General features: G+C 41.9%; 16 protein-coding genes and 1 pseudogene. 7 read left to right on the forward strand and 10 right to left on the reverse strand.

Annotated features, from left to right (window positions below; translation table 11 throughout):
* Positions 1 to 539: 539 nt before the first annotated feature.
* Positions 540 to 827: a hypothetical protein gene (locus NHN17_RS22250; RefSeq protein ID WP_255044846.1), complete on the reverse strand. Its 288-nt coding sequence runs from the start codon at positions 825 to 827 to the stop codon at positions 540 to 542.
* 544 nt (positions 828 to 1,371) lie between these two features.
* Between NHN17_RS22250 and NHN17_RS22255 the strand changes: the two genes are divergently transcribed.
* The 4 genes and pseudogenes from NHN17_RS22255 (at position 1,372) to NHN17_RS22275 (ending at position 4,295) form a co-directional block, all read left to right on the forward strand.
* Positions 1,372 to 1,980 carry a hypothetical protein gene (locus tag NHN17_RS22255; RefSeq protein WP_255044847.1) on the forward strand — a complete coding sequence of 203 codons (609 nt, stop codon included), beginning with the start codon at positions 1,372 to 1,374 and terminating at the stop codon, positions 1,978 to 1,980.
* Between the two features lie 90 nt (positions 1,981 to 2,070).
* A pseudogene (locus NHN17_RS22265) lies at positions 2,071 to 3,027 on the forward strand (PDDEXK nuclease domain-containing protein); the annotation flags it as partial.
* A 172-nt stretch (positions 3,028 to 3,199) separates the two neighbouring features.
* On the forward strand, positions 3,200 to 3,940 hold the full coding sequence (locus NHN17_RS22270; protein ID WP_255044848.1) for a hypothetical protein: 741 nt from the start codon (positions 3,200 to 3,202) through the stop codon (positions 3,938 to 3,940).
* Positions 3,941 to 4,073: 133 nt separating this feature from the next.
* Positions 4,074 to 4,295: a hypothetical protein gene (locus tag NHN17_RS22275; protein ID WP_255044849.1), complete on the forward strand. Its 222-nt coding sequence runs from the start codon at positions 4,074 to 4,076 to the stop codon at positions 4,293 to 4,295.
* Between the two features lie 197 nt (positions 4,296 to 4,492).
* Here the strand turns inward: NHN17_RS22275 and NHN17_RS22280 are convergent, their stop codons facing one another.
* Positions 4,493 to 4,990: a hypothetical protein gene (locus tag NHN17_RS22280; RefSeq protein ID WP_255044850.1), complete on the reverse strand. Its 498-nt coding sequence runs from the start codon at positions 4,988 to 4,990 to the stop codon at positions 4,493 to 4,495.
* Positions 4,991 to 5,354: 364 nt separating this feature from the next.
* Positions 5,355 to 5,783, reverse strand: coding sequence for a hypothetical protein (locus NHN17_RS22285; RefSeq protein WP_255044851.1), 429 nt, complete (start codon positions 5,781 to 5,783; stop codon positions 5,355 to 5,357).
* A 1,225-nt stretch (positions 5,784 to 7,008) separates the two neighbouring features.
* Here NHN17_RS22285 and NHN17_RS22290 point away from each other — a divergent pair.
* Positions 7,009 to 8,652 carry a hypothetical protein gene (locus NHN17_RS22290; protein ID WP_255044852.1) on the forward strand — a complete coding sequence of 548 codons (1,644 nt, stop codon included), beginning with the start codon at positions 7,009 to 7,011 and terminating at the stop codon, positions 8,650 to 8,652.
* A gap of 48 nt (positions 8,653 to 8,700) precedes the next feature.
* Here NHN17_RS22290 and NHN17_RS22295 read toward each other — a convergent pair whose 3' ends face one another.
* The 5 genes from NHN17_RS22295 to NHN17_RS22315 all read right to left on the reverse strand — a co-directional run bounded on the left by NHN17_RS22295 (position 8,701) and on the right by NHN17_RS22315 (position 16,292).
* Positions 8,701 to 8,943 (reverse strand): hypothetical protein, encoded by a 243-nt coding sequence (locus NHN17_RS22295; RefSeq protein ID WP_255044853.1) that lies wholly within the window; start codon positions 8,941 to 8,943, stop codon positions 8,701 to 8,703.
* Between the two features lie 103 nt (positions 8,944 to 9,046).
* Positions 9,047 to 12,202, reverse strand: a complete 3,156-nt coding sequence (locus NHN17_RS22300) for an adenine nucleotide alpha hydrolase family protein (RefSeq protein WP_255044854.1) — start codon at positions 12,200 to 12,202, stop codon at positions 9,047 to 9,049.
* A 225-nt stretch (positions 12,203 to 12,427) separates the two neighbouring features.
* The gene (locus NHN17_RS22305; protein WP_255044855.1) at positions 12,428 to 13,018 is read right to left on the reverse strand and encodes a hypothetical protein; all 591 of its coding nucleotides are present in this window, start codon (positions 13,016 to 13,018) and stop codon (positions 12,428 to 12,430) included.
* Between the two features lie 45 nt (positions 13,019 to 13,063).
* On the reverse strand, positions 13,064 to 13,990 hold the full coding sequence (locus tag NHN17_RS22310; protein ID WP_255044856.1) for a hypothetical protein: 927 nt from the start codon (positions 13,988 to 13,990) through the stop codon (positions 13,064 to 13,066).
* Between the two features lie 610 nt (positions 13,991 to 14,600).
* The gene (locus NHN17_RS22315; protein ID WP_255044857.1) at positions 14,601 to 16,292 is read right to left on the reverse strand and encodes a hypothetical protein; all 1,692 of its coding nucleotides are present in this window, start codon (positions 16,290 to 16,292) and stop codon (positions 14,601 to 14,603) included.
* Positions 16,293 to 16,884: 592 nt separating this feature from the next.
* Here NHN17_RS22315 and NHN17_RS22320 point away from each other — a divergent pair.
* Together NHN17_RS22320 and NHN17_RS22325 are read left to right on the forward strand one after the other, a co-directional pair.
* Positions 16,885 to 17,121 carry a hypothetical protein gene (locus NHN17_RS22320; protein ID WP_255044858.1) on the forward strand — a complete coding sequence of 79 codons (237 nt, stop codon included), beginning with the start codon at positions 16,885 to 16,887 and terminating at the stop codon, positions 17,119 to 17,121.
* 65 nt (positions 17,122 to 17,186) lie between these two features.
* Positions 17,187 to 17,819, forward strand: coding sequence for a lecithin retinol acyltransferase family protein (locus NHN17_RS22325; RefSeq protein WP_255044859.1), 633 nt, complete (start codon positions 17,187 to 17,189; stop codon positions 17,817 to 17,819).
* A gap of 106 nt (positions 17,820 to 17,925) precedes the next feature.
* Here the strand turns inward: NHN17_RS22325 and NHN17_RS22330 are convergent, their stop codons facing one another.
* Together NHN17_RS22330 and NHN17_RS22335 are read right to left on the reverse strand one after the other, a co-directional pair.
* A complete protein-coding gene (locus tag NHN17_RS22330) occupies positions 17,926 to 18,990 on the reverse strand; it encodes a DNA sulfur modification protein DndB (RefSeq protein ID WP_255044860.1) in 1,065 nt (354 codons plus the stop codon).
* Entirely contained in the window at positions 18,987 to 19,226 is a 240-nt protein-coding gene (locus NHN17_RS22335; protein WP_255044861.1) for a sulfurtransferase TusA family protein, read from the reverse strand. Before NHN17_RS22335 ends, NHN17_RS22330 begins: the two co-directional genes overlap by 4 nt.
* Positions 19,227 to 19,381 lie beyond the last annotated feature (155 nt).

Below are 19,381 nucleotides of genomic sequence, written 5' to 3' on the forward strand. Positions count from 1 at the left end.
CAACTTCACAGCCCCTGTGGTATATAGCCTCTCACTCACTCACTCGGTAGTGAACATGGTTTTTACTGTATACTCCTTCAGGGCGAGGGTTTACGGCGATTTTGCTAATTCAGGTGATTTGGTGTGTTGCAATTTGAATGGAAACAAAAGAATGCAGGTGCCTTTTAAAGAAGAAGGGGACAGGCGGAGTTATATGTGTGGAAGCTGGCCATTGATCGACATTGTGCATCAGCCAATTTCAACGTCGAAGCTGGGTTTTACCCGCAATATCACTGAGATCTGATGGCTCTGTTATAAAGCATGAGCTTGAAGCTATGCTGTGGACCCTTGACAAATGTAAGGGTGCTCCGTGATCAAGATAAGAACTTACAGTTTAAAAGAAGCGTTGTCTTGCATTGATTCTGATGAGTTCGTATTGACTCTTTTTTGCTACGGGCCAAGGTGAAATGGACTTCGTCGGTTATGTATAGCTGGTATCTACTGGCAAAGAGCTTGTCAGTAGACACCTCAATAGCAATTGGAGTGAGTAGGGCAGTTCATTACCAAATAAAATTCGCCAGCATTTGAGTCAAGATCGAAAATGTCGTGACGATAATGGCTGTAGCGATTAATTGATGTTTACCATCCCGGAAATTGACGCCACATACCGCGGCCCATGCCCCACCGGTGAACGCACCAATCCAACCCAGTACCCGAGAAGGTTCGAAGTCACCCAGGTACACCAACGGGAGCATTACGAGCAATCCAGTCAGAAGGGAAATGCCAAGAATGCGAAAGTCATAGCTGTTTGGCAGCCGACAGGCCTGCGCTAGAAATTTCAAAACCATAAGTTATTTTGCTCGTAAGATACTGATAAATAGATTCTATCATTAGGGGTATGAGTTTTACTATCTAGAGATTGATCTCAAATATTATTTGACCATATTTGCCAGAACAGAGGCTGAGAGTGCTGTGCAGGAAGTGAACTGATTTTTCAGCCTTACGTCATCCCACTGTGTTGAGATGCGATATCCCACTCTAAAATGTTATAGGTTGAGTGGGGCAATGCCCGCTAAAGCATCACCCACTTAGAACTAGAACATCACTTCTTAATTAAGGTGTCATTTTTGGTAGTTTCCCATGTCGTATCGTAGCTCATGTTTTTCCATAAATTTTTGCCTCTGCGATAGCTAATTTGGCTACAATTGCTACAATATCCGCACATAAGGTATTTTGTGCGGCGAGCTAGTGAAAGGACGACCACCTACGAAACAAGAATGGAAAGCTCTGATTTCCAAAAACTCACCAAGAAATGATGAGTTAAATATAGTGCGCCTACTTCCTATAAAGCTGTGCCTGATGGCAGGGCTTAGGGAGTTAGAGGTTACTCTAATGCCAATAGAGTTAATCGTAAGTGCAACAGGCGAATTAAACTCTATCTTTATCCTGCCTGAGTCTATCGCTCATAATGGCCGTGAAAGGCCAGTACTTTTAAATGAAGAACTTAAAGCGGATATTGAAGCCTACCTTCGGTTGCTCCTTAAATACGGCATAAATTCAATGCCACATAAAGCCTATCTTGGTTTTGATCCAAATGCAGCCTTAGTCGTGAATGAGCAATTTCAGGCATACAAACTGCAAAGTCGTGGGAAATCAACGAATAAACCACGAATCATTCCGCAACAACTTAATGACCATTTGGACAGCCTGATTGATAATGCAGGGCTTAAAGATGTTGGTATTACACGCAAATCTCTTTTGAGAGGGTTCGTCATTGAGGCTTATCGTAATAACTGGACTGCAAAAGAGGTCGCGTTGGTCGCAGGGATGTCGGTTGAAAACGTCGGCAATATTCTTACGCTCGACCTAGAGCAATATGCTCCATTGTCTGATTACTTCGAGGGTAGAGAGCGGAGAAAACAGCAGAGTATTGAGCGACTGGCACGGGTACGAAAGTGGACATTCCACGATGACGACGATAACAATATTGTAGGTAGCTAAATGTCACTTATTTCTAATTACGACTATCAGGCGTGGGTGTCGAGCCTCAAAGAACAAGTACGAGCATCACAGTAAAAAGCCTCGTCTACCGTAAACACCGAACTAATAAAACTATATTGGTCTATTGGCGTCTCTATCATCCAACAGCAGGAAGAAAAAGGTTGGGGAAATAACGTTATTGATACTCTAGCCAATGACCTAAAAATTGCCTTTCCTACTATGAAAGGATTTTCCCCAAGAAACTTGAGGGCAATGAAGCAAGTAGTTATGGCTTGGGAGCAAGATCCAAAATGGCTACAGCTTGTTGCCAAATTACCTTGGGGCCATAATCTTCACTTACTTCAAAAGCTTAACACAATTGAGGAAAGGGCATGGTATGCAGCTAAAGCAATAGAGAAAGGTTGGTCTCGCAATGTCTTGGCCATTCAAGTAGAGACTAAGCTGATCCACCGTGAAGGGAACGCAATTAATAATTTCCATCTAACGCTACCTGATACTCACTCTGACCTAGCCTCTGAAACGTTCAAAGATCCATATTGCTTTGATTTCTTAAATATTGATTCATCATCAAGAGAAAGAGATATAGAGAAAGCACTTGTTAGCCATGTGACTAAGTTCCTACTTGAGCTTGGCCAAGGATTTGCACTTGTTGGACAACAGCATAGATTGACCATTGGCGGAGACGAGTTTTTCATTGATCTCCTTTTCTATCACCTTGAATTAAGGTGCTATGTAGTTATCGAATTAAAGGCCACAGATTTCAAACCAGAACACTTAGCTCAATTGAATTTTTACCTTGCCGCTATCGATGCAGAGGTTAAGAAGCCTGATGACGCACCTACCATCGGTCTATTGCTGTGCCGTAAGAAAAATCGAGTCGTAGCAGAATACGCAGTTCGAAACCAAAACTCACCGATCGGTATAGCCGAGTTTAAATTGGATGAGTTGCTGCCTGACGAGTTGGAGAGTAAATTACCAGCGATTGAGGACATTGAGGCAATACTTTCACAAGAACTGTTGAGTAATGGAGTAAGCGGTAATGACTAAGGAATAACTCTATCTAATCGCTAAGCTAACCCGTGTAAATACGTCGTCCAAGGCGTTCCAAGCTGCCGAAGATGTATTGCTCAATGGATTAGCATACTCTGTGATTAAGTTAATATAATTTTGGAAACTGGGCTGCTTGGCGCGGCCACCAGCGAATAGGAAAAATGAATAAATGAACTCAGTATTAATACCTAAAGCTACAATCGATAATCTAAGAAGATTAGCGCAAAACGTTATCAGAACTGAGTACCTGCGCATTGAAGCAGACGGCCCTAAAATGTGGTCTACATTTGGCACGCTGACTGGTGATCTTGGGAGTAACTGCCTCCCTGCACATATGGCAATAATCAACAAAGTAAAACAGTTAAACTTAGGTAAAAACCCTGCTGTGGTTATCGGTAGATGTATCGAGCACAAGCATGAACTATCCAACAAGCAAATACATGATCTAAAGGAAAAGTCAGCATCAGGCCCCCGTCCACATCATGATTATCATGCATGGATTGTACTAGATGTAAAAGATGAGCAGAGCGATATCATCGATATAACAGGTCATCATTTCATGGGAATAGACGTCTCTGAAAACTATATGAACAATCAGATCGCAGCCCGTGAAAAACTAAAACATCATGCGGTTTTGACTGATCTCGAGAGCGTGTACAGTTATCACGCAAACCTGGTGAAAGCTCAATTAACTGTTGGAACGACACAACAAAAGAGAGAGGGTTTAATCGCCTACCTACAAAAGTTTGCTCGGATGCAAGGTGTAAGTGAAGAGATAGCACTTGGTGAAGTAGGTCGCGAAGCATTAGAGCAAGAAAATGAAATCTCGACTATCGACAGTCAGAAACCTTCAACGGTTAAAGAGAAATTAAGTAGTTTCCTCCGTTCTAATAGATCTAACTCAAAGTAGGAAACTCGCTCAAAAGGGACTAGACTTTTTAATGACCACGAAACTGCTACATTTAAGGCCGACATAAATATGTTAATCGGAAATTGAAGCATCAGCACTATCGGCTCGTTGGTTATCAGGAAGGGGGGTTGTTATGCCTAAAATTGATGCGAAGAGGCGAGTTGCTTTACCGATTGAGCAATGTATTGTTGCTAATCTTAATGCTGGTGATGTGATAGAGACCTTTGTGGATCGACTAGGTGTAATATCGATTGTGAAAAAACAGCCAGGAGCGGCAAAAGGGTTGCTCAAAGGTATTGCTACCAACACTAAAGTTAACGAAGGTGAATCGTTAGATAGTGGTTTAGTTAAGTGACTGCGATAGAGAAAATGTGTTGCTTGGTAATTGATCGCAAGCGAATGACGAAGACTAGTTCCCCTCAACTCCATACAATTTGAGTTTCCCATATAGGAAAATTAGCCTCTCAATGGTTCGATAAACAGCTTTGGGGTTTTTCGAGCCAAGAGATAGAAAATGGTTAGTGGGGAAACGGGGGATAACCTTTTCTATCGCTACGTCAACTTCGTCATGACCCGTGTAGGTGAAAGCATCACGTCAGGGCAATGTAACTCCCTCGCAGCATAATCTGCCAGTGTCAGCCTATCGATATGGTAAGTCGCTCTTTTAGCAAGTCGAGGGTGCTTTTTTACCCACTCTTTAGTTGCGAGCTGGCAAGGACTGTTGACGAAGTAGTCCATGTAATTACCTATGAAGCACTCATCTTCTAATTCAATGGGTATACCAAAATTAATTATAAACTTAGAGAGTTCTGATGGAGAAAGGTCTGTCAGATCAATCTTATGCTCATCGTCGTAGCGACAAAGATGAAAACCGCGTTTGTTTCTACCAATGCCATTATCAGTCGGCAAAAAAACAACAATGGCATTGCCGATTTCGGCAGCGTGAGAGCCACGGCTATCTTCGAAAATCATTAACCCTCGGTACCCGATCCGAGCCTCAAATCGACGGCCAGCTACTTCACATTGATACACCAAATCTGTCTTACTCACTGTCCTGACCTAATCGGTTAAGAGTTTGTATTTTATTCCCTTTTAAATCCGACCAAAAGTATGTCATAAGGGGTCGTCCTGTGGTCTCTAGCTCTACTTGAAGGCCGATATCGGAAACTTTTTTATAACCATAAACGCAAAAACGCCACCAGCTGAACACGAGTGGTCGGCTGATGGCGTTTACAGTAACGTGTACTGCCAACTGAATTGAATCCAGGCTAAATAGTTATATCTATTTAGTCTGGGTTCAATTCAGGGAAAGTTGGAAATGAAAGGCTCGCAAGGAGCCTAACATAATTATTTCTTGGATAATAAAGATACAGTAAGTTCAAGACTTGCAAATATCATTACTAAGAAGAAAAGGCTATTTATTAGCATTGTGTTTGTCCCATATAACGATGAGAATAACAGCGGCAACAATTGCTTGTAGAACACTGAAGTAATCACCAGAAATGAAATAATTGACAGCAAGAGCTAAAAAGGCTAGAGCACCTTTGTCACAGCTATCAATGATGAATTTTCTCAATCTCGTCTTGCTGTAATTAATAACAGAAGTCGATATTTGAGTGAAAATCACACGAAGCATTTCTCTTACAGCTTGAAATAAAATAACAACAATATTTGTATCTTTTTCAATGTTTGAATCACATTTGTCAATTAATAGAGTAAGCGAAAGCTTAGCTTTTTCTTTGAAATTGTAAATCATAAAGAGAAAATCTTCTTGAAGCTTAGCTAGGACAAATTTAAGTTTTGACTTAATTGTTGAAGTAAGATTTTTAATGAATTTAATCATGATGCACCTCCGGGTGGTTTAAAAATTTTTTACACCAAGCAGAGGCTTCCACGAGGGGAGAGCCCCTCAATGGGTAATTAGAAATAAATAATAAGAAACTAACTCACTATGAATTAATTAATCAATGGCCACAGTTTTATTCTGCACTTATAAAGTTCAAGGTAACGCATGCGTTTCGAACGAGATAAGTCAAACTCTAAGTTTGAAAAATGAAGCAACGTTAGTTGCAATCAAAATTCAATCAAAAGAGAAAGGGAAGGAGGTGGTATCGGGTAAACCCTAGCGAATATTCGCTATTCGTTAGAGTTCACTGGCATTTTGGATAGATCTTGGGTGTAGCGCAGGATAAGTTACTTTTGCTTTTATTATAATTAAGTAATAGCTGACGCCTGACCGAAAGCTTATTGGAAAATGTCACATAAAATCAGTCTATTGTCAAATGATAAGTTGTAGTATGGTTGATCTGATAGAAAAAACAGTTTCTTGGAACCTGTGGCGGTGAAAATAGCCGTGTTAATTTAAGACAACAGTAGTTCATCTCTTCCTATAAGACGGCCAGCACATGTATTGTCCAATGCATACCTGATCTAATTACAAGGTCAATTGCCAACTGACTTATTTTATAGTCATGACGTGAGAAAACCCAGTGATCCTGGATGCTGGCGGGTTTGATGGAGCCTCAAGACCAATGTTATCCAAATCCGTTGAATATCTATTAGAGAAGCTAGGACATGAACCGTTTGTTAGGGTTTTGATTGTTAGAATTTCAGGATAAACGGTTACCCGGGGCATTGATAGTAACACTCACAAAGGAGATGCAACAATTTTCTTAAATAAGGATAGATAGAGGAAACAAGGTAAACAACAAATCGTCACTGCTATTGATGTATCCGCTGATTACCTTGTCACTAATATAATAGCAATTTTTACAGTTAGTGGTATTAAATTTTAAATCAAAGACTAAGAACATTCATTAATGGTTGAAAATTAAACAAAAAGCGCTTCTCTTCCTTTAGATACACCCTTATGATGTTATCAATAAATCATAATTGATTTCAGAGTTAGCACTTTATCACTTCTCATAATGACGAATATCTCATTTTCAAGCTTACTGTCGCAGATACATACCGGTGTAATATAAATAATATATGACTATATGTTTGTGAAGTGTAGACTGAACCAAATAAATGTATTTATATAACAATAGCCTCAAGCATTTGGGGCAATGTCAGTTGAGCGATTTATGATATCCACAATTTACCTTGAGCCAATCCAGCAGGTTCACTCACGACCTAGTCATATCCACCAGTCCTTAATCGCATTTATCAGGCATTTCTGGAGCGAGTTAGAAGTGATAAATTTTGTTCTAAGGACGGTCAGGCATTCCAACAATGGTTTCAGCTTTGAGCTGGAACTTAGTTTAGTCAGTGCTGAAGAAGGAACACTTGTTGTTTCAGATTTAAATTATCAATTAGGTATTCTAGGCTTTAAAATCAAGCAATGCTCTGATCAAGTGTTAGAAACGAATCTGTTGCTGAGCGAATCTGCTTGTGATGTTGAATTAAACGTTGATGAGGATAAACTGCTACGCACAATTGATAATCTACGTTTAATTGAGGATGTGATAGAGCAGCTTCCACCAGCGGCTTACGAATATCGAGTCTGTATCAAGCCATGTAGTGGTGTCGATGCAATACAGGCCACACAAAAACAGTCAATACAAGAAAACGGGCTTATCAATACTCTATTTTCCTTCAAATCGAGACAGACGAAGCACGACTTTACGTACGTTGATTTTCTAGCTGAATATTCCATTAGTGTGATAGTCAGGGGGGCCGGGTCGATCGCACAAGCAGCTTTTATGAGTGCTTTTAAGCAGTCGATGACTGAACAGGGTCACACCGTTGTAGATGGAACAAGTTTCAAGCGGAAGTTTGTTCCTCTAGAAGGTTTATTGGGTTATTTGCCCGGTGTCGTTCCTTGGTCTGGGTCAAAAAATGGAATGCCACTAAAGACAAAATCAGGTTCACGATTTTGCTTTAACCCCTTCGACTCTTTTGGCAATTACAATGTTTTGGTTGAAGGTGATTCTGCATCTATTTTTGCTGAGCATATCGCTAAGGCACAATGTAATGCAGTATCGGTCCTTAGTATTGGTCGATTAGATGGCGTAGCCACGGATCTTTTTGATAACTATAACTGTGATGTGTTTGAGGTGGCCAAACACATGTCAGGTGAGGCAGACATAGTTCTCGAATTATTGCGGGCACTTTTGTCGAAACCTCTCACTGAGTTTCAAACGGCAGTTTTGCACAAGGAAATATCACTCGCGATCTCACGTGGAGTAACTACTTTCAGAAACTTCTTGTCGGGTGCTGATCTTAATAATGATGAGCGACGACTTGAGGTAAAAGCGTTGCTTGAAGAGGCTGTTTGCGATCTTGAGTCTCTTGGTTTAGTGAGTCTATCTAAGCCGCCATTGAAAGCGTCGCCAGCATTTGGGCATGTCTCTCAGATCGATATAACAACAGAGGTCGCGCTCCATATCCGACAATACCTTGCGCAACTATATGCTTTTCATCATTACAGGCTACACAATGTGCGAGTAGCCGATCATTGGCATATTTTTATTGAAGGTAATAAATTTATTGGCCAGTCTAGCCTTTATATGTTCGAAAACTTATTACGTCGCGCTAGAACGGCCAACGGCAGTTTTGTTGTTTATTCCAATTCAGCCTCTGCTGGCGTTAAAGAGTTAAAAGAGAACTTTCACTGGACGATATCAACAGATAAGAGTAGTGGTGAGCAGGAGGGTATAGGCCACACGCTGATAGAGTCGAGCGAAGGCCGAACTTGTGTGATCGCTTAGATGTGAGTTAGCCACGGCATCATCTCCACCTGCCGTGGCTGATCATCATCAAGCGGAATTGCCATTCCCTTTTTTATTGAAGTGCTTGAGTACTTTAACCAGCACGAATTCTATGCTGTAAGTCATAACAAGCAGAATCAACAAATCAAGGATGACTCCTTGATCTGACCAAATCCTATCGATAATAATAAATTTAATACTTGCTGCGATAATTAGCGCGATTAAAAAGCTGCGCTCAAGGTTGGTGAATAGCCGCTTTAACGTATCGAAAATACTTTGAAAAAATCCCATTGCTTACTCCTTTTTTTATAGATCAACATATTGATGGTACCTGTGCAAGTGCATATCTTATCGTTCGAAAAGCTTTCAGGGGTTAATCTCTTTGGCTCAGAGACTATGCTGCTCGAGTGAGGCTCATTAAAGCTTGCATCTTGCTGCTGCCCGAAGATCTGTTCAGTGCCGTTGAGGCAGTTTTAATCTCCGATGTGGTCTGGAGCCGAGCTAACTCAGCTTCGAATGCCTGGCGATGTTGCTGTGTTCGGTGCCATGGCATAACGCGGTGTGTAAGCACTGTGTATGCGGTACCGCTAAGATTTTGGTATACCTGCCAGCCCAAATAATGGTTGTTCTCTATGATTAAGTTTCCCGAAAAATCATTGGCTTCAGCCATGTAGTGAATTTGCTGTTCTTCATTTAGCACAGTACCTGCAAGTTCGGCGTATGTAGGTAGGCTTTCATAAAGTTCCCGCCACATAGCTAACTTGCTATTAACGGTTGTGTTGAATTGCTTATTCAAATCGTTAAGCTTTTTCTCTAGCTTGATCATTACATTTGGTACTTGGTTCAATGTTTTGATGTCCGGCTTGGGTAGAAAAGTACTTAAGAACGACTCGATGCTGTTGAGTGAAGAACCGATTTCGTCATGCCAATCGAGATACACCAATCCTTGCTGCTTGATATTGATGTGATCAAAGCCTGTCACACCAGCGGCCAGTAACAATGCGGTATCGATATGCTGAACAGAGTAATTCATCCGGTGGCAATGGAGTTCTTTGATGTGCTGAGTAACCCAGTCAGCCACCAACCTTGACCGATTTACAGTCTTGAGCTGTCTAGCTTCCGCTCTTGAAGCGTTGCGACGGTTTCGTATGTCTATGAGTACCTTCGCTTTCATCTTTCGATATTGGTGCATAGAGAGGCATTTAGGGTGGTCAGCATTCGCCTCGAAGCTATCAGGCTTATTGTAAAGATCCAATTCGGCATATAGCTCAGTTCTTCTCATAAGACGTAGTGTGCTCTTCTTCTTTCCCTCTGGAACAAACAGAATAGATGAGCGGAGCAAGTGCCAAACTGGCTCTGTATTTATATACTGTCGCAAAGTCATTTTGCCCGCTTCACGACGCTTTTGGTGCCGAAGCATGAGAGCAAACTCATCATGTATTCTGATCATTTCTGGCAATTCGGTTTTGATGAACTCGCTAATTGCCTCTCGGTTCACATGAAAATCGGCTGTATCAGCATCACATGGTAGTTCAATAGCGGTATTGACCGTTGGCCTTACTTCGCGATCGAAACTCGGTAACCAGAATGAGCGCTCGTCGGTTAAGGCCATGGCTTGTGAGGCGATGTCACTTGCTGGATTGAGCTTCAGTGACGTTCTTCCACGGTTGATGATGGAGCGGCCATTACGCTTAGTGCGAATAATGCTTCTCACTGATTTATGACGATGAGTATCAACCTTTCTGGCTGTTCTGGCTGTCGTGCGTGGCAGGGCAAAACCAGCTTCACTCCTATCATTCAAGGTAACGTTAACGGTGAAGTTTTCTCCTCGCTCTGTTGCCATTTCCTCAAGTGAGCGCTGTAAATGCCGGTATGCACCGGGTCCAAGGGTGAATTGCTTGCCTTTTACCGTTGTCGTGATATTACCGTGATCCCATGTTGCTTTAATGGATTGAGTATTAACGACATACTGTGTTGATAAGCACTGAGGTTGCATATCAGCGTCAATCAGGTCCCAAGAACGGAATGGTTGACGATACAGGTCATTGATATCCGTGCCTACTGGCGCCAATTGGAAGGCTATGGCATCTGGTAGATCACTTATTATCGCTGTGTTGGTATCAACACTTGGGAACGGAATACGCTTGCCTTTGTTGAACACAGCGTTCCATATAGCAAGTGGTCGGTATGGAAGGGATTTAACACCTAAATAACTGTATTGCATCGACAAGTAGATAGCATGCTCAATATTAAAGATATTCATTAGCGGCTGCTGGCAGCCATCAATGTACATTTCAAGGTACTGTTGCTTAGCTTGCTGATCTAGCGTTGAGTCAGCTTCAATATCTTTAACGCCAGCATGAGTATGAACGTTTCCCGCTCTAACTAATTCGGCGAAATCGCTGGCCCTTTTCTGATCGTCATATGTGATTTGAGCAGCCCACCAGAGGATTTTTTCGAGAGTCCGTGATTTGAGGACGTTCGGCTGGTAAATGACTGAGTTTGTTACAGGGCAGATACTTTTTGGATGAAGCGTTCGGTGGCTAAGGTCACTGCCTACGGTATACAGATAGTCACGCAACGCAGTAATATCACGCTGGAAGTTCCAGCGGGGCGATTGGTTGTGGCGAGTGGCCGCCTTGTCTTCTTTGCCCACTTTGAGGCAAAGATTACATCCCTGTCGGTTCCCCTTACCACCGCAGCCTTTTGCAGATTTACTGACATGAGATACTTCACACACATCCGTTGCGGACCGCCCGTATATAGAAAATAGCAATGCGTTTGAATCTAGGTAAAACGGTATTAGAGGCTGGTCATGGCGGCAATTTAGCGGGGATATGCCACACATCGACAGCATCTCAAAGACTTCTTCAACGAGGAAGTCACGTATTGGTGCGTAGCTTTGATACTCTCCACTAGCATTGCTGATCAAACCTTCTGCTGACTGCGTTAGGGTGCCATGCTTAGCCATCGAATGTTTTCTATTTTGACTCTCATCTGCTGTCGACCCTGTGCATATCACAAAGGAGTCGGCACCGTATTTCGCTTTTAATGAGCGTAATGTCTGATTGATATTATCTATCTTTAAAATTGCGGTGCAGTCTGAGTTTAGCTGGGGCAGTGCCACTAACTTGTAAGCAGAGAAGAATAGCGATGCGTATTCCTTATCTAATGGTGGCTGTACGAGATGAAAATCTAGATTTATCCCAACTGACTGGCAGTACGCTTTCAGCTTGTTACTGCAATAACGGCTGAACATCGTCATCGCTGCAGTATCATTGAGTGTATCAACAGTGATTACAGTGAATGGTGTGTTGCTATTTACTGCTTCACAGCTATCGTCATTGAGTAGCTCGAGAAACGCCTCCAATGCAATTATGAGCATTAATTGGCTATCCTTGCCCCAGCTTACACTGAGCGAGAGGTGCTTGCCTGACCGAAATAATAGTTTAAATTCTTCTTTCGCTATTTGATATTTATTGAATAGCTCCATGTTGGTGTCAATTAGGATTTCAACTCGATTAGCGGCATTATAATAATCAGAAAACATCTGCACGGCCTCTTTAATAACGGTAAGTATATTTTACGAAATTAACTCCATTCTTAATTGATCATGTAAATAATAAGTAACCGAACCATCAATATTATAAATATCCAAACACATGCGCAATATGAGTACCGAGACGATTTATCTCAAACCAAAAGACATTGGTGAATAAAACGCAGATGGTTCCCCCTGTCAGTTCGCCCGCACAGGTTATATGCGGGCTTTTTCTTATGATCCCGATCGGTTTTTAACTTCATATTGTAGTGACTGGGTATCCAGTGTTACCCAGTGATCGGACAGGACAAGATTTATTGCACGATAATTCGACTGCATGATCAGCATACGCACCTCACCTTCGCAGCTGATCTCATACCTCTCCAGTGACTCGCGCTTGTTGTCGTTGTGAGTCGCAAAACAGTGGGTGCTACTCTCAACCAGCTTATTCCAAAGGCTACGACCTTCCCTGTCGTTCATCCTCAGGGAGTGCTTACCAGCAGTAAAGGCTGTCGGTGTAAATGCCTTGGTTTCAATCAATGTTATTTTGCTGACATCTAGCGGCTTTTCTGGTTCGTCCAGCGTCGCCTTGATATGATCTGTTGCCCCTTCCTCCATGAACCGGTCAAAAATCTCGTGGATATTTCCCACGCCGAACTTGAGCTCATTAGCATCTACCCAGCCAAGGAACGCCCAGCAAATTTCTGACTCTTTTATTGTCATTGTCTCTTCGGCACAGGCCATCACACCATCAGGGGCGTAGCCGCCTATCATTGATACTGCATCTGTGAGGCTGTAAATTAGTTCGTTTGTTAAAAAGCGCATGTGATGTCCTTTTTATGAATGGCTTCGAGCTTGATCACGTAACGTTTAAATATTGCCCAGAAGCTCGACAAGCTTAGGTAAAATATCTTTTTTGACTCCTTGTTCGGTGCGGCTTGTTTCGCCGTGGAATTTCATCGCTGTTCCGTTATCAACCCACTGACCAATCTCCAGACTGTCAAACCTTACGGCAATGTGGACATCAGAAGTGAGGACAATGCTGCCGTCTACCTGTTCGCCTTCGTCAATGTTATTAACGGAAACTATCGGAAAGTGATCGGCAATCAATGCCACTAAGTGACCCAGCCGGAGGATCGCTGGTGGCTTGCTAGCATCGACTCCGCTGACCTTTTCTCCGTCATCATCAAGTGAAGCTATCCACTGCTCAAGTGTCACGTCTTCGTCTCTGTCAGCTGTCCACAAAGCCAGTCCGCCTTCGGCGTCGTCACAGGAGTAAACAACTTGCCCATTACGTTCAAAAATGACGATTTCGTCACCAATCACCGTATGGATATCATGCCAATTGCTCATCGCATGAAAGAAGTCCTCGGCGTTGGCAAAACTCGAGCAGCCCAGCAGTGTGAGCTGATCTCTATCGATCATCGAGGCATCGATAGCAAAGAAACAGCCACGAGCTGTACGGCAGTAAAGCTCTGTGTATTCTGGCTCGTCAATCACCAGCTCCTCTCTGCTAGGTAGTTTCGCGAAGCAGTCATTACCTGTCTCCATCGGCTGCCATACACGACCGTTACCAGAGATTACAGCAATCACTTCGCCAGCTTGGTACACGCAGCCACCCACCGAGTCACGGTTATATTCGAATGTGTTAAGGTGAGCTCGATAGCGAGCAATCGCACCGCGAATGCTGTAGCAGTCGGCATAGCTGTCAGTAATAGTGCAATCAAAGTTCAAGCGGCCAAGGTGGAGTTGATAAGGCGCTGCGGTTTCAGGTCGTGGGCTGTATAATGGTTTCATGATGGTCCCTTATAAGTATGAAAATTATTCCTGAGCGAAATAAATGCTTAAACTTTTCTTTATCCTTTTGCTATTTGTTTAATAGCTTCAAGATAGCCTTGGTTAAATAAGCGTCGGCACTCTATTGTTCAGTGCATATGTTAACTTTACTAAATTAACCCTACTCCCAATTGATCTACATAAAACGAAACGAGCCACTCACTGTAACAGTAAAGGTCATTCGGCCTACGCTTGAGAATTAATTAGATAAATTTCAGTGAAGTTTTTTGCAGCGAGTGAGGATATATAGTTCTCGTATATGTCAGTGTAGTGAACGCCGAACTTTTCACAGATATATTAATCATCAAATTGGTCGATTAAATCAATATTCATCGTCTTAGTGCTTTTGCATAATCAGGTTATACCGAAGCGTTGGCTAATGTAAAATGCCGGATATGAGATTGATCTTGAAAAAGTCGTTGTTGCGCATGGCATTGTTGCTGAGCTGATCACTGATCTTAAAGCACTAGGCGTTCCGGTGATAAACCACACAGATGATACTGTATTGGCAAGTTAGGCCCGAATTGCAAAGCCCGCTGATACAGGGCCTTGCTGTTCAATTTTAGTGATATTAAACGAACCATAGAGGCATTGGAAAGGCTGTTCCTATGGGGTAGGTCACGGTAGAAAGCTTTTGTTGCTTTTCGATTTTATCAATCATTCTGTGTCTTTTGTCGATGGACCACGAACTCTTTTGTAATTTGAGATATAAAGGCCGTTTTTTATACTTGTCGAGTAATGAGATATCAAAATCAGGTTTAAAGTCGTCATTGTTAATTTCATTGTAATTTGTTAGTAGGGGTTTGCCCCATGGTGCGAGCATATTTTCTGATCGAGAGTCGATAAAGTCAGGTTTTTCGCTATTAAGAAATATCTCTTTTTCTGCGAGTTCAAGCAGTTCTATTATTTCAATCCCGTTTATACTCAACTGAAATTCTTTAGGGGCATATGAAAACACAGTTTTATTATAGTAATTGTCGACAAAGCAATACTTAATGACAGCATTTGTCAGTCTAAACCAGTTAAGGTTACTGACTTTATGTGATTGAATAATTCTTGAATAGTGATGGTGTTCACCTAGACCATGCTGGATATCGAATTGTACTAGAGTAGCGACTAATCGTGGGATCTGGTCGATGCGAGTGATTAGGTTTGTTTTGTTTTTCTTGTACCAATAAGCGATTTGTTCTGCAGCCTGGGTCGAAGATAGAGCATCAAGTGTTTGGTGCTTTGGTGGAAGGTTTTCCTCAAGAGTTGATAGTATGTACCTTGCTGCTTCATCTCTTTGCCCTATGAGTAAGAGGTTAGACAAGTAGCTTTTGTCAATCATGGCCACAATGGTATCCTTCACGATAGGTTTTGTTTCACCATCAACTGTTTCGTCAGAATGTCCTTCCTTATCGTTTGAGTTGTGTTTGATTGTTAACTCAGATCCTGCATTGATTGAAAATGATGTAAGTTTCTTTTTTCTATCTTGTGAACAGCTGAAGTTTAGAGGCAGATAGGCAAATTCAATAATTTTAGCCAGCTGTTTAGCAAAGGCCTCATCAATGATTGCAGAAAATTCGGTTTTAAAGTGTGGGGAGACTTCACTGTACTTTTCTGCGTGGTTAACTTTATCAACCAATGACATACGATCATTAAAATATGAGGTGTAGGCTTCTGGCTGGAGAAATTGAAACCCTTGAGTGTTTTTATCATCTAAATGATGAAATTTGCTTACTTCTTTAAAATATTCATCCAAATGGCTTAGGATTCTATTGTCCAGATTATTTCTTAAATCCTCGAAGGCAAGCAATGCTTTCATGATAGCCATTGGGCATTCTCTAACATAGTAGATTTGTTCTATCCGGTAGGGGATTCGTTTATTAGCTTGTGGGAAATGAATTTTGTTTACATCCATATATTCGATCAGGTCTCCATTACCTGTACCATGAGATAGTATTGCAATATTTTGACTACTAGCACCCTCCTGAAGGGCCTCTAGAATAGGAGCGTATTTTGGCGATACAAAGGAGAGGTCCTTTGCAATTATTTGGCTATCTGGCTTGCCAGAGGACATCTTCAAAATCCACTCAAAGATAACAAGCCTCTCTTTCATGTGAGATACGTGGTGGCTGTATTCCAAGCCAACCAGTTGTTGCCTGGTAAAGAACGCCAATAGAAAGAATTGTTCCCATGCCATCTTCTCAAAACATTCAATTCTTGAAATTAAATTTGCTCGGGTAATACCAATTTTATGAAAGTGTGAGCTACTACTCATTTTGCGAAATCCGGTTAATTAGTTTGAGTTGCTACTTTATCACGACGTCAATTCTATTAATTTGATATGAGCGCCTATTGAAAAAACAAAGGGGTCACTTTACTAAGTGTGGGTGTGTTAATCGATAAATCTACATTTAAGAAGTGATCTATTTGGTAGAAATCTAATTAAACGCTGTATTAAATGCGTCTGTCACAATCATAACTGCATCTATTTCAAATTAAAAAATAGAGCGTATCATGAGCTTATCCTCTGAGGAGTTAGACACATTAGCCTCTAGGTATCACCGAAAAGACCAGTAACTAGAAGGATAAAGCGTGATGATGATGGAGACAATTAACAAAAAAAGCTCTAGACAGACAGAGCTGCGGAAAGCAATTAATAGCTTGATTAGCGCATTAGAGTTAAACCAAACAAAGCTTAACCGAGCTATGTTTCAAGCCCAGGATGACACTGAGAAGCAAGACATACTCCAGTTTTGTTACGACCAGGGAATGCCAGTAAAGCGAATATCGACAATGACTGGAGTACCTGTAAGTACCATATACACAAAGATTTCAGTAACTAACTGCTAGCGAGAAGGATTACGGTTATGAATAGGGTTACGCAATTGGAAATGCTAAACAGAAATAAAATGATCCAACTTTACAAACAAGGAAACACGTGCGACTTGATAGCCAGAGCTATCAACCAAACCGATGCTATACCCAATATCCAGAAGGTCACAGGACAAGATGTTGAAGGTTATTTAAAACTGAGTGCCTTACTTTCTTGTACCTCGGTTTTACCTAGAGAGCTGGTTAAACAAATCCTTTCGTTTGGTAAGTAAGACTGATCAATCAGACATTAATGAGTTGGTAAGCCAACAGATAAACTTAATTGGAGTGTATAAAAATGACTATGTATAAAGGTGACCATTTAGTTTCTGATCGCACTGGTTATGATCATCACGGAATTTACATGGGTGATGGTAAAGTGATTCATTATTCGGGTTTTGGAAGCAGCCTTGATAAGGGAGCAATTGAAGTAACAAGTTTAGAAGACTTCACTAACGGTAATGGTTGTAAAGTTGTAGAGCACTTTGTAGAAAGTTCTTATGATGCTGATGTGAGGATAGACAGGGCGTTGAGTCGGTTAGGTGAAGAAGGGTATAACTTGCTTTGGAACAATTGTGAGAGCTTCGTTAACTGGGTTTTTTACGACATAAACGTGAGCAATCAGGTTGTAAAAGCAGGTGCAACGGCAGTTTATGCTTATAGAACATATACGGCATACCAGTTAGCTCAATCTGGGCTTATCGGTGGAACTTCAACATTTGCTGCTGTCAGCACTACAGCGGTATCAGCTGGCTTTGCGGCGGCTTCAACAAGTTTCGCTTCGAAAGCTGTGTTGGTAGGTGCAGTCGCTAATCCTGTAACCGCGCCTGCAACCTTGGCAGTAGCGACAGTCGTAGTCGTTGTAGTAGCCAAAGATGTCATTGAGGATGCTTTTGACACAGTTTGTGATTTCTTTTGTGGGTGGTTTTAATTGCCGAAGACATGCTCGGCACTCTCGTTGTGCCGGGCATTTATCCAATCATCTTCTATATGCAGTGGTGAAGCGATAAATAAGTGACTGATTTTTTGTAGCAGACTTACATCAGGGCCAAATCTTCGGGTAATGCAAGACCATTTTGGCAAGCAATGATGATAGCTATTCGCTTGGCAGATCCGCGGACCAACCTGCCTTTGTGAAAGACTTTCTTCCAAGCTGGCGCAGCCTTATCAAAGTTGACTTCGTGAAGCCGTAGTGCCGAATAATCAACGGTTGTTTGCCGTAGGATAGCGTTGTGTTGTGCCACATTGGCAAGGTACCCCAATGCCTCTAGGGCGACATCGTTTTCGAGTAAGTTTGAGTCATCGGCATTACCCTCAATGAGTTGTTTCATAGCAGGTAGGGCGGAAAGTATATGCAAGTACTCCGTGATTTGACCAAATAGGAATTGGCGGACACTATCGTCGTCATAGACAGCTTTATCACTTTGAGTGTTGAACCCTGTAAATCGGTCAACAAACGTTTTAAACGCGCTGAGCTTGTATACACTGTTGGTCGTTCCCATCACACTTACCAGCCGGAAGATATCGAACTCGGGCTCTAGGTGGGTCAACAGATCGGAAATAAAACGGTTGCATGGCAAGCTGTTATCGAAATGAATCAATGAACTCGGTGTTTGTCGTTTCACGTTTTGATGCAGATCTACAAATATCATGCGTATCATTTCAGCATTTTTACGTAGATCCCCATCAACTAAAATTACCTTAACATCGATGGTCTTTTCTCGTAGGGAGGCGTTTTGGGCCACTGCTTGTGATATTCCACAGTATCTGCCTTGACCGTCTATTAGAATGGATTGTGTCTGATCACTAAGGTTGATTTCCCCAACTTCGATACCACTTTCTAAGTCAGTGAAGCTTTCTTCGTAGCCGCTATGGCTAACCACAGCAATCACCTCCGGGAAAAACCAGTCTTCCCTTTGTAGTAAGTAGTTTTGAATCTTAGATGCACGCGACTTAGTTACGTCACGTTGCATCTTTAACTGCTCCGGTATCGACTGGTCTTGTAGATGGAAGGTGCTGATGAAGTCATTGAATTCTATCTGTGCTAGGTACGTTGACCCAAGGCCTTCAGTGCCCTTAATTACTTCTATCGATTTCATCATTTAGCCACTCCTATCATCATGTGTAATTCAGTCTCTTTTATTTCGCAGGCAAGAACAGCAAAACTGTTTTGTTGGCAAAAGATATGGACATCTGTTTTGGCTGTATGATCAAATGTAGATATGTGGCATAGCGTATCCGTACTTACATAAGCTTTTACATAACGAGCGATGTTGACCATCACCATTGGGCAACGGACATCCTTTTTGAGCTCAAGCCGCATTATGGTTTTGTTCATGCCGAATCCTTTTAATAGTTAAAAAATCAACCAGAGCTTCCTTTATGGCCTGAGCACTCGATTTGATCATGTTTCCATCTTCATCAAATTTTCGGCATGGATACCTCTTCCGTAGTCGCGAAGCGCGAAGGGAGGGGAGGAAATGCCGCTCCTAT

The sequence above is a fragment of the Photobacterium pectinilyticum genome (genome assembly GCF_024357955.1).
GTDB classification, from domain to species: domain Bacteria; phylum Pseudomonadota; class Gammaproteobacteria; order Enterobacterales; family Vibrionaceae; genus Photobacterium; species Photobacterium pectinilyticum.